The organism is Paenibacillus sp. FSL K6-2393 (assembly GCF_038002545.1).
Classification (GTDB): domain Bacteria; phylum Bacillota; class Bacilli; order Paenibacillales; family Paenibacillaceae; genus Paenibacillus.
Genome location: NZ_JBBOCU010000001.1, coordinates 4,623,912 through 4,636,508, shown reverse-complemented (window position 1 = coordinate 4,636,508; position 12,597 = coordinate 4,623,912). Strand labels below are relative to the sequence as shown.

The following is a 12,597-nucleotide window of genomic DNA, read 5'->3' as shown; positions in this document are numbered from 1 at the left end:
ACATACATAAGGAAATCAATTTCACAATACCTCTGACTTATGACATGGCAACGGAAGACCTTACATGGTACAATAAATCGTTCTCCTGAATGAATTCAGGCAAAAAAAGAAATATGGGGTAATAATGAAAATGATCATCAAATGTAAAATTTCAGGTTCGGTAAAGAGGAGGGGTCACCACCATGTCGTTTGGTGCACGTGTACTTAAGACGGGGATTGCGGTCACGCTTGCCTTGTACCTAAGCAGCCTGTTCTTGAACCCGCAATCTCCCGTGCCTGCCGCAATCGCGGCTATATTCGCCATGCAGCCTTCCATCTATCGTTCTTGGAAATACTTCCTGGATCAGTTGCAAACGACCACGCTGGGAGCTATTGTCGCCCTTCTGGGGGGCATGGTGTTGTCCAATGAGCCAATCGCCGTTGGATTAATTATTGTACTTGTCATCATGATCTGTCTTAAATTGAATATGGGTGAGACGGTTGGCCTGACACTGGTCACGGTTGTATCCATTATGGAAGCCTCGGGTGACTGGCATTTTGCACTCAATCGTTTTCTGTTGACACTGGTTGGTATTGTCTCGGCGTTTCTCATCAACATTACGGTATTTCCTCCGAAACCGAAGGTTCAGTTCGTGAAGCAGATCCATAGTGTATTCAGCGGTATGTCGTTGCTTCTGCGAACCTCGATCTCGGATGAGATCAAGGAAGTTGTATTCCGGGAGGAGAAAAGCAACCTGGGCGGTTCCATTAAGTCTTTGTCCGACAAGTATAACTTGTTCGAAGAGGAACAGAAAAAGATGAAACGTTCGAAATTCAGCGAAACTCGTCAGATGGTGGTCTACAAACAAATGCTGCTGAGTCTGCAAAAAGGGTATGAGGTGCTGGATTCGGTGGAACGCCACTATTTCCAGGCACCGCGGACAACGGCCATGGATCAGTTTTTTGACTCACATCTTGAACTGGTTATCAAATTCCATGAGCATGCACTGCTCAAGTTCGAGGATAAGCTGAAACCTAATGGGGAAGAGGCCGCACAGTTTGTATTGGATAATGACCGTTTCATGGAGCAGGCGATCACCCAGTTTGATATCGATAAGGAAGGGATGTTACGATTGTCGATCGTGGCTGCTGCGATTTATGATTACGGATATCAGCTGGAACGTTTGAATCGACTTGCCGAACATGTGCATAGTGCCAGTGAAGACAAAGAATCACAGGACAAAATTTTGAATTGGCTTAAGTGGCCTTGATAACGAATTGCGCACCTGCTTTGTGATCATATACAATGGAACTACAACATTGCCCGGACAATCGTGTCCGGGTTGTTTTGTCATACATAAGGCTGAATGGCATGAATATTAACGAACCGAGGGATAGAGACATGATTATTGAGGAATTGGACGCTGAACTAATGGAATGGTTGAGTGGGACAAATCTGGAGCATAAACAGCATGAGGCCATGCAACTGCTAACCGTATCTGAGGATCAATGGCCGCATCAGGCGATGATCAGTATGGGGGAAGTGATTGCGATAAATCCGCATCAGCTCAGACTTGCTTTATGGCCAGGTACACAGACCAGTATGAACATGAGCAAAAAAGGCAAGGCTACCTTGATTGCGGTTCAAGGACATCGATTGCTGCATATCCGTATAGAAGTAGAACGGTTGCCTGAGATTAAGAGCGCTGTTCATCCGAGAGATCGTTTTGAAGCACAAGTGCTCCATGTACGTGTGGATCAAGCGCCATATGCGGAGATCACTTCAGGAATAACCTTTCAATTAAAAGATGAACTTGGGGCAATTACACGCTGGAAAGAGACGATTGAAGAATTACGAAAGTAGGCAGGAGTTAGCTAAGCCAGTTGAGGACCCGGTGATAGGGTAATAATGAAGAAGAAAACAACAAAAAACGCCTCCGCTTGCATCGGGACGTTGTCACTGGTACAATAAAAAATGGTTTTCAGAAAATTAGAACTAATTAACATATAATTAAAATGTTTACTTTCTAATAATTATACCATTGCCTTTTCGGGCTTGTCAAATGGGATTTTGAGGACACAATCCGGGGAAAGAGGGGCTATTAACATATGAGTACAGAGCAGCAGTGGAGTGAAGAACAACAACGGGTCAACACGGTGACCGATCAGATTGAGCGCAAGATCACAACGTTAGAAGGTGAAGTAGGCTCCTTCCGTGACGAAGTGGTAGGGATGAGAAAAGATTTCTGGGACGAAGTCACGATGAACTTTAGCGAAGCGGACGATGTCGGAGAGACATCAACGAGCATGCGGCAGCAGTCACAGGTACTATCCGATCGGGAGCGCAGCCATCTAAATACAGCGGCTGCATTGGACAAAATGAAACGACTGCATCACTCACCATATTTTGGCCGCATTGATTTCAAGGAAGACGGGTATCCAAATGCAGAACGCATTTATCTGGGCATTGCCTCGTTACTGGATGAGAAGGAAGAATCCTTTCTGGTCTACGACTGGCGTGCGCCGATCTCAAACCTGTATTATGACGGAGCACCAGGCCCAATTACGTACCAGACACCAAGCGGGGAGATCAGCGGTGATATAGAGATGAAGCGGCAGTTTGTCATTCGGGACGGACGTATCCGTTTTATGTTTGACACGGGGGTTACGATTGGTGATGAGTTGTTGCAGGCCGTGCTCAGTCGAACTTCAGATGCACAGATGAAGAGTATTGTAGCGACCATTCAGAAGGAGCAGAACCGGATTATCCGTAATGACCGGACACGTATGCTCATTGTGCAAGGCGCAGCAGGCAGTGGCAAAACATCCGCGGCGCTCCAGCGTGTGGCATATCTTCTCTATAAATACCGCGAGCATCTGCAAGCGGATCAGATGGTTCTTTTTTCACCGAATCCAATGTTCAACAGTTATGTCTCCACGGTACTGCCTGAGCTTGGGGAGGAAAACATGTTGCAAACGACCTTCCAGGAGTATCTGGAGCGCCGTTTGGGTCGTGAATATCAACTGGAAGATCCGTTTATTCAACTCGAATATGTACTTACGGGGACGGAAGATCCCGATTATGAAGTTCGCATGTCCAGCATTCGCTTCAAGTCGTCCGAAACTTTCCTGAAAGTCATTACACGTTATAAGGAAAGCATGTTGTCAGGTGGCATGAAATTCAAGCCGGTTCGCTTCCAGGGCCGAGCGATTGTCACGTCAGAGGCTATGGCTGAGAAATTCTATAGTTTCGAGTCGTCCGTTAAGCTGGTGAGTCGACTGGAGATGTTACGGGACTGGATGCTGAAAGAACTGTCTGCCTTTGGTAAAGGTGAGTTGGATGCGCCTTGGGTTGATCAGCAGCTTGATCTGATGGAGCCGGAGGATCTGCAACGTGCATATCAACGGTTGAAGCGCAAGCAAAAAGGAAAGACCCATACGTTTAATGACTTCGAGCAGGAAAGAGAAATTCTGGCACGTATGGTGGTCAGTGACCGACTCAAACCGTTGCGCAAATGGATCAAGTCCTTACGATTCGTTGATATAAGACAATTATATGCACATCTGTTCAGCGATCAGGCTCAGATGGAGCGATTGCTGGGTGACGAAGCACTGCCTGCTCAATGGGATGAAATTGGTAAGATGACTTTACGCAGATTGAAGTCTCAGGAGTTGGCATATGAAGATATTACGCCATACTTGTACTTGCGTGAGCTTATGCTTGGATTCCATATTAACTCCAATATTCGCCATGTCATCATTGATGAAGCCCAGGATTATTCTGCGTTTCAGTTGGCATTTATGAAGAGATTGTTTCCACGGGCGAAAATAACAGCACTTGGTGACTTTAATCAGGCAATCTATGCCCACTCTTCAGTACTTAGTGGAACAGGACCCTTGACTAACCTGTACGGACCAGACAATACGGAAGTGATTGAGCTGACTAGAAGTTATCGATCTACCCGGGAGATCGTGGAGTTTACACGTGGTATGGTGCCTGGTGGGGAAGAGATAATTCCATTTAACCGCAGCGGTGAGAAACCTAAAGTGATCGTTTCTTCTGATCCCGAGCGTCATATGAATGTCATCACGACAGACCTCAAGCACTTGATTAAGGAAGGATACGAATCGGTCGCAGTCATCTGCAAGACCGCCGAAGAGAGCAGAGACGTACATGCTGCATTGAGCAAGGTACTCCCCACAGCACCGAAGTTAATCAAAAAAACGACGCTGGCTTTTGAGCAGGGTGTTCATGTGATCCCGGCGTATCTGGCCAAAGGTGTGGAGTTCGATGCTGTCCTGATCTATGACGGCTCTGCGGAGCAGTATGCGCAGGAACATGAACGCAAGTTGTTCTATACGGCTTGCACACGAGCGATGCATCTGCTGCACGTTTACTGCGTGGGCACACCGAGTCCGTTCATTACCGCCCAGTCGGAAGAATGGTATGATCTTGGCAAGGTGTCTGCTGCGCAAGTGGACTGACATAACACTTCATATGCATGAAGAAGGCTTCCGTTCAATGGAACGGGAGTTTTTCTGTATATGATACATAGATCGGGAAGAAGCTAGCTTAGCGAGGGAATTATACGAGATGAGGTTCCAGCCATTTAAGTGATCGTATTGAATGAAAATACCTAACGTGAATCCGTAAGGATTGGGTCCCGTGGATAAAGAGGACTTCATAATTTGTATTTAAGCACAATAGATGTGATTTTTCTTTACACATGAAGTCCGGACTCATATAATCGTAACAATATATTTTTTTTGGATCGTTTATTAAAGGAGGCAACAAATTGAACAAACCATCTTTTGAACGGCCGCTTATGGCCGATTGTGTACCTGATCTGGTCGCTACAGCACGGGGAGATTTGCCAGCGACTTTGGTCATTCGGGGAGGTACGCTGGTAAACGTGATATCGGGTGAGATTTTGCCTGAGATGTCCATAGCTGTACAGGGAGCTCGAATCGCTTATGTTGGTAAAGATGTAAGCCACACCATCGGAGAACATACCCGGATTATTGAAGCGAACGGTAAGTATATCGCTCCTGGTTTGCTGGATGGACACTGCCATATCGAAAGTACACAGATGAAAGTAACCGAGTTTGCGAGAGCGGTATTGCCTTCAGGCACGACCGGAGGTTTCTTTGACCCACATGAGATCTCTAACGTGCTTGGTCTCAAAGGTTTGAGACTGATGCTGGATGAAGCGCGGACCACACCGATGGCTGCTTATATGCAGGTGGCTTCCTGTGTGCCTTCCACTCATCCAGGATTGGAGACAACAGGTGCTTATATCGGGCCTGAGGAGGTAGCTGAGGCTCTTTCCTGGGGTCCGGACATGATTGGCCTTGGTGAAGTGATGAACTTCCCTGGGGTAGTCTATGGGGACGAGACGATGATCGGGGAGATACAGGCGACCCTCCGGGCAGGTAAAGTGGCAGACGGTCATTTCACCTGGGCTGCAGATGACTGGCGTCTGCCAGCGTATGCAGCGAGTGGCGTTACAGGGGATCATGAGTGTGTGACCAAGGAAGATGTGGTTGAACGTCTGCGACTCGGGATGTATGCGAAGATGCGCCAAGGTTCGGCATGGCATGATGTGGCTGAGACAATCAAAGCCTGCACTGAGCTTGGACTGGATACACGCCGGATGATGCTGGTGACCGATGACCGAAGCTCTGAATCCCTGCTCAAAGAAGGACATATGGATTTTGTTGTTCGTCTTGCAATCTCCCAAGGTGTGAAGCCGATCACTGCTTTTCAGATGGCAACCATTAACACGGCTGAGCGCTTTGGTGTTGCGCGTGATATTGGTGCGGTTATTCCGGGCAATATAGCCGATATTATTCTGCTGGACGGCCGGTTGGCGGATGTACGTGTGGGCATGACGATTGCTGCCGGGCAAGTTGTAGCCGAGAATGGGAAAATGACGGCGGTCTGGGACAGCTTCACGTACCCTGAGGAAGCATTGAACACGGTGAAGTTAGAAGCTAATATTCAGCCAATAGATCTGGAGTTGGCTGCACCGATTCAAGAGGGGACGATTGGTGCCAAAATCATTCATGTGACAGAGAACCATGTGGATACAAAGGAGAAACACCTGCCCGTCACCGTAGAGAACGGCAAGGTTGTGGTTTCAACTTCAGGGGAAGTATGCAAAATTGCGGTATTGGAGCGTCACAAACAAACCGGGAATCGAGCGGTAGCGCTTGTTGGAGGCATCGGCTTCACATCCCCTGCAGCGATTGCGATGACGGTTGCTCATGATAGTCACAACCTGTTGATTATCGGTAATGATGATGCCCTGATGGCCGAAGCCGGTAACCGTGTCATTCGAATGCAGGGCGGAGTCGCCGTGGTAACGGCAGCAGGTGTAACCGAATTCCCGCTGCGGATTGCAGGTTTGATGTCAACCGAGCCATTCGAAGTCGTTGCAGCCCAATCGGCAGCAATCAGTGAAGCTTTACAGTCTGCAGGATGTACGTTGAATAATGCGTTCATGACGCTTTCGTTGCTCGCGCTGGTTGTGATTCCAGAACTACGTTTGTCCGACAAGGGTCTTGTGCGGATCTCGGCAGAAGGTATTGAACTGGTGTCCCTTTTCGATGAAGTGGTTGAGAATACACCTGTAGCTCCATCGGGTAATGAATGAACGGAAATGTCGACTAGAGCACAAATAAATTAAGATACATGCAAAGCCGCCTTAGGGCGGTTTTTTTGTACGTTGTGGGAGAAAACGCTTTCTAGGTCTTCTGGATCTCGGTGTACATATGGCAATAATGACTGAAGTCATGCTGAAATAAGGGTTAATTTAGAAAATAGTTAAGAATTGTGACTTTTGAACTATACATACAGAACTACGAATTCCCGAAATATAGTTATATGATTCTTTCGTAGTGAGTCTTAAAGATGATATTGCATATAGAAGCAATCCAAATTCGTCGTACCTAATAAATATCCATTAAATGAATATGAAACGACACAATTTCATCCAGATTTGCACGTCAGAGCTGATAACTTCAGAGGGAGTGTACAAATATGAAAAGCAAAAGGGGTTACCGTTTTATCGTATTACTGAGTTGTTTGATCCTGTGTGCGAGTACAGCCTGTTCTTCCAAAGCCATTGCGGATGGTTCAGTCGACAGTTATGCAACGATTCATGGAAAACTTGATGCACCGGTGAGAGCGACATGGGTGTGGGATACCACCCAGATCCGAAGTAATCCTCAAGAGGTATTAAATTATGCTACAGCGAACAAAATCAATACGATCTATCTGCAGATGAACCGGGATATAAAAATTCCTGAATATAAAAGTTTTATCCGCCAGGCGAGAGCCAAGAACATTGCGGTTGACGTCATGGATGGAAGATCAGCCTGGGGGTTGACGGAAAGTCGGGAGCAGATTGCATCTTTCCTGGACTGGATCGAGGCATATCAGGCGCAGGCGTTGTCCAATGAGAAATTTGCTGGTATTCATCTGGATATTGAGCCACATGTGCACCCGCAGTGGAAAATCAATCAGGCCAGTGTAATTACCCAGTGGCAAGGCAATGTGGAGTACATTGTTGAGAGAGCATCACGGATGAAGATGCCAGTAGCGGCTGATCTGCCTTTCTGGCTCGATAACTACAAAATTCCGGGTTCCACGATGGCCGTAAGTAGCTGGATGATTCGCAAGTTTGATTCCATCACCATTATGGCTTACCGCGATACAGCTGCTGCAATCTATAGTGTAGCGAAGGATGAACTTGCAGAAGCAGCTCTGCTTGGCAAGACGATCTCAATCGCCGTGGAAACAAAGCAAAGCAAGGAAGGCGACTTCATTACTTTTTATGAAGAGGGATCTGCTTATATGGAAGCACAATTGAAGTTGGTCGAAAAAATGGCTTCAGTACATGCGTCCTTTAACGGTTTCTCCGTACATGAGTACACTTCATGGAAGACGCTGAAAAAGTGAAACATCAATAAACTCCTTAGCGCAATTCTTGTAGCAGCACATGAAATGAGTTCTAGCTGAGACAACGTGCCTCAGAACCTTATCTTGTTAGTTCTTGGGAATTGGAAGTTGATAAAGAAGGTGTTTGCAGCTGAATAGCTGTGAGCACCTTCTTCTTTTACACCTGAACTAGGGCAGACTCCATTCCTACGTTCTCATAGAACATTTTGCGATACTGTGAAGGTGTAGTGGCTTTATGTTTTTTAAATGTAGTGATGAAGTAACTTAGATGCTCAAAACCCACATCCATGGCGATATCAACAATCTTGTGATCCGTATTCTCAAGCTGAACACAGGCCTGTTGAACGCGGTAATAGTTAATGTAATCTACAGGGGTTTTCTGCACCATCTGTTTGAAGAAACGGCAGAAGTGTCCTTCGCTCATATTGGCTTCATCGGCCAGTTCTTTCAGCTTTAACGGTTCAGGATAACGTTTGTGGATATAACCGAGCACGGATTTCAGGCGCTCTACCTTGTCATGACTCCCTGTAGCCACGGTGCCTTTAAGCGGAGCAGGTCTCATATGTTCGAACATACGGGCAAATATGAGGTACAGGTACGCTTTTGTTGACATTTCACACGTTTCGGTTCGGGTAGCGTGGTCGGCAAAGATACGTTTCAGGAGATCCAGAATTTCTTGTCCCCAATCCTCATCTGCCTTGATATGACTGGGGGGAATCACCGTTTTGCGTACCAGTGGACCGATGAATTTCTCTTGGACGGTATCGAAGGTGCGGCTGCCAAGCAGCTCGGGATTAAATACAATGGAAGAGAATACACAGGGAACATCACCCTTCAGATACCCCGCATGAATCTCGCCTCTATTGATGAAAATGGCTTCTCCAGCTTGAACCTCAACAGTGTTCATATCGATCTGAAAGACGGCGCAGCCCTTGGTCACCATGGTGAACTCCATCTCATCATGCCAGTGGCAATCGAGAATGCTATCTCCGTTTAGTTGTTGAATATCCGGGTACACACTGACGGGATACATGGCATTGCCGTGAATCCGGTCTTCCCGTAATCGTTCACGTTCCATATCAGATTCTCCTTTTGTTACATTATTAATGTAATCGTTTCCATAGATTGGTGATGATGTTCAAGAATCGGATGTTTATTATCAAAATCGTGATATATTTGGTCAAAATAAGAGAAGAAATTCGTTATTAATATCAATATTATTATAATATAACCAAAGGGGGAAAGAAAACATGAAATTTACTGATGGATTCTGGATGACTCGTGAAGGGTACCAGATTCAAAACCCGACTGACATTCGTGATATTGTGCAAAAAGAGAATTCTGTGACCGTATATGCGGCAACTAAATATATTCGTACCAAAGGCGACACGTTGAACGGAACATTGCTGAAAGCAACGTACAGCTCACCAATGCCTAACGTTATTCGTGTAACCTTGAATCACCATAAGGGCGGCGTGAAAAAAGGGCCTGAATTTGAGCTTAACACACAAGAAGCCAACGTTGAGATCTCAAAAAATGAACAAGGTGCTGTTTTGAAAAGCGGCAATCTGGAAGTTCAAATCGACAAAACAAACGGTTGGGACATTAGCTTCCTGTATGGAGGAAAACGGATTACAGGTAGCGGTCAAAGAGCTGCTGGTTATATTACAGGTCCAAGCAAGGAAGCGTACTTCCGCGAGCAGCTGGATCTCGGTATTGGTGAATACGTTTACGGACTCGGTGAGCGCTTCACGCCGTTTGTTAAGAATGGCCAAATTGTAGATACCTGGAATGAGGACGGGGGTACAAGCAGTGAGCAGTCCTATAAGAACATTCCGTTTTATTTGTCCAATAAAGGATATGGCGTATTTGTAAATCATCCTGAACGCGTATCGTATGAGATTGCATCCGAGAATGTATCTAAAGTGCAGTTCAGCGTAGAAGGAGAGACGTTGGAATACTTCATTATCGGCGGTGACAATCCAAAGGATGTACTTGATAATTATACGAAATTAACAGGTAAACCAGCGCTTCCACCAGCGTGGACTTTTGGTCTGTGGCTGACAACGTCATTCACAACGGATTATGATGAAGCAACGGTTAACCATTTCGTAGATGGCATGGCTGAACGTGATCTTCCGCTCTCTGTATTCCATTTTGACTGCTTCTGGATGAAGGAATACCAATGGTCTGATTTTGTATGGGATGAAGCGATGTTCCCGGATCCGGAAGGCATGCTTGCACGTCTGAAAGAGAAGGGCCTTAAAATCTGTGCTTGGATCAATCCATATATTGCAGAAAAATCCTACTTGTTCGATGAAGGTATGGAGAACGGTTATCTGGTCAAAACAGCCGATGGCAGCGTATGGCAATGGGATATGTGGCAAGCAGGTATGGCTCTGGTTGACTTCACGAATCCGGATGCTGTGAACTGGTATAAGAGCAAGCTGGAAGTCCTGCTGGATCAAGGTGTAGATTCATTCAAGACAGACTTTGGCGAAAGAATTCCGACCGATGTTGTGTACTTCGATGGTTCTGATCCGGTTAAAATGCACAACTATTATACACAGCTCTATAACAAAGCTGTATTTGAATTGCTCGAAGAGAAGATTGGCAAAAACGAAGCTGCCCTGTTTGCACGCTCTGCAACAGCAGGTGGGCAACAGTTCCCGGTTCACTGGGGCGGTGACTGTTCTTCCACGTATGAATCCATGGCTGAATCACTTCGCGGTGGCCTCTCACTGGGGCTTTCCGGTTTCGGATTCTGGAGCCATGATATCAGTGGTTTTGAAAGCACAGCGAGCCCTGACGTATACAAACGCTGGGTACAATTCGGATTGTTATCTTCACACAGTCGCCTGCATGGCAGCACTTCGTATCGTGTGCCTTGGCTGTTTGACGAGGAATCCGTGGACGTTGTTCGTGACTTTACCAAACTCAAAATCAGCCTGATGCCGTACCTGTACAATTCTGCGGTAGAGTCAACGGTAAAAGGTATTCCGATGATGCGCGCTATGCTGCTGGACTTCCCAGAGGACCCAACAACATATAACCTGGATACGCAATATATGTTTGGTGATTCAATTCTGGTGGCTCCAATCTTCAACAAGGAAGGTGATGTGCGTTATTACCTGCCTGAAGGAACTTGGACGAACTATCTGACAGGAGCGAAAGTACAAGGTGGACGCTGGATCAGTGAAAACCATGACTTTAAAACACTGCCAATGATGATTAAGCCAAACAGTCTGATCGCTGTGGGTGCGGTGGATAGCAAACCGGATTACGACTTTGCGAATGATGTGTCCTTGCACTTGTTCGAACTGGCTGATGGTCAAACGGCTCAAGCTGTCGTTGTGAACCAAGCGGCAGAGCAGGAGCTGACAGTTAACGTTACACGTAATGGTTCAGTGCTGGATGTTCGTGCTGAAGGTGCAGGCAAACCATGGAACTTGGTGCTTCGCGGCATTGAGAGTGTATCCAGCGTTGAAGGTGGTTCCCAAGTGTCTGGTGCAAATGGTGTTGTCGTTACGGCAGCAACAGGCGAAAGCGCGCTTACAATCCAACTGTAAAATGATATAGTAAAAGAAAAGGACGGTGCCGAAAGGTGCCGTCTGTTTGTCTACGATGATAGGAGATTGAATGAAATGAGTACAATGAATTCCGGTTTGCACTGCACGATATCAGCAGAGATGCTGCATCAACTGGTAGAGATTAATTTTGGAAGCGATACCAAAGTAAAGGCGTTTGGTCTCCTGCAAGGTGGACTTTTTAATACAACCTATCGGATTCAACTTGAACATACTTCCTATACAGATGTGATTTTACGTTTGGCTCCAGAGCGGGGAGAGATGGCGGCTGGTTCTGCGAGTGACCCACTCTTTTCTTTTGAACGTACGATGATGGCGGCTGAACCGATTGTGTATGAATATTACCGTAAGGCAGGCATTCCTGCTCCCAACATTATCGCCTGTGATGATAGCGGATCCATCATTCCAAGAACGTACATGTTTATGGAGTTTATCCCGAGTAAGCAGCTGGATCACGCATCGATTTCAGACATAGACAAAGAGCGATTGTATCATCAGCTTGGCGCGTATACCGCCATCATGCATCAGATCGAGGGTGCATCGTTTGGCTGGCCGCAAGGAGATGGGACGATTAAAGGCTCGGATCAATGGTCCGAGGTGTTGCACTCTTTTGCAGAAGAAACGGCACTTAAAGCGGCACAAGCCGATTATATGTCAGGTGTGGGAGAAGAAATCGCCGCTATTTTCATCAAAAATAAAGAATTATTCGATCAAGTGACCCATCCGGTACTGGTTCATAATGACCTATGGGAAGCCAATGTGCTTGTTCATCAGGAAGATGGTGAGCTAAACATTGCGGCCATCATTGATGGAGATCGTTCCATGTTTGCCGACAGGGAGTTTGAAGCCATATTGTCGACAGAATCGGTGGCTTTTCATGAAGGATATGATCGTCCACTGGACTCATCCGCTGAAGGACAGGCACGCAGGCTTGCGTACCGAATACTGTCTTCGTATTTTAATGCCTACGTTCATGAACATCAGGTCAATCAACCTGAAGATGGTCGGAAGTATCGCCAGCGCACGCTGGATTTACTGGAGCAATGGAAGCAACTCGGACATAACTAA

General features: G+C 46.4%; 8 protein-coding genes. 7 read left to right on the top strand and 1 reads right to left on the bottom strand.

Translation table 11 applies throughout. The features are described 5' to 3' along the window. Positions 1-182 precede the first annotated feature (182 nt). The 5 genes from MHI14_RS20400 (at position 183) to MHI14_RS20380 (ending at position 7,942) form a co-directional block, all read left to right on the top strand. Positions 183-1,250: an FUSC family protein gene (locus tag MHI14_RS20400; protein WP_091032071.1), complete on the top strand. Its 1,068-nt coding sequence runs from the start codon at positions 183-185 to the stop codon at positions 1,248-1,250. Positions 1,251-1,351: 101 nt separating this feature from the next. Further along, entirely contained in the window at positions 1,352-1,843 is a 492-nt protein-coding gene (locus MHI14_RS20395) for a pyridoxamine 5'-phosphate oxidase family protein (RefSeq protein WP_445670374.1), read from the top strand. A 245-nt stretch (positions 1,844-2,088) separates the two neighbouring features. Then, a complete protein-coding gene (gene helD / locus MHI14_RS20390; protein ID WP_341131111.1) occupies positions 2,089-4,464 on the top strand; it encodes an RNA polymerase recycling motor HelD in 2,376 nt (791 codons plus the stop codon). 341 nt (positions 4,465-4,805) lie between these two features. Then, entirely contained in the window at positions 4,806-6,635 is a 1,830-nt protein-coding gene (locus MHI14_RS20385) for an adenine deaminase (protein ID WP_341131730.1), read from the top strand. Between the two features lie 386 nt (positions 6,636-7,021). Next, positions 7,022-7,942, top strand: a complete 921-nt coding sequence (locus tag MHI14_RS20380; protein WP_341131110.1) for a hypothetical protein — start codon at positions 7,022-7,024, stop codon at positions 7,940-7,942. A 157-nt stretch (positions 7,943-8,099) separates the two neighbouring features. Here MHI14_RS20380 and MHI14_RS20375 read toward each other — a convergent pair whose 3' ends face one another. Then, complete coding sequence (locus MHI14_RS20375) at positions 8,100-9,020, bottom strand: AraC family transcriptional regulator (RefSeq protein ID WP_339309097.1); 921 nt, start codon at positions 9,018-9,020, stop codon at positions 8,100-8,102. 172 nt (positions 9,021-9,192) lie between these two features. Here MHI14_RS20375 and yicI point away from each other — a divergent pair, with 172 nt between their 5' ends. Together yicI and MHI14_RS20365 are read left to right on the top strand one after the other, a co-directional pair. Further along, complete coding sequence (gene yicI / locus MHI14_RS20370; protein WP_249911129.1) at positions 9,193-11,511, top strand: alpha-xylosidase; 2,319 nt, start codon at positions 9,193-9,195, stop codon at positions 11,509-11,511. A 75-nt stretch (positions 11,512-11,586) separates the two neighbouring features. Next, positions 11,587-12,597 carry a phosphotransferase family protein gene (locus tag MHI14_RS20365; protein ID WP_341131109.1) on the top strand — a complete coding sequence of 337 codons (1,011 nt, stop codon included), beginning with the start codon at positions 11,587-11,589 and terminating at the stop codon, positions 12,595-12,597.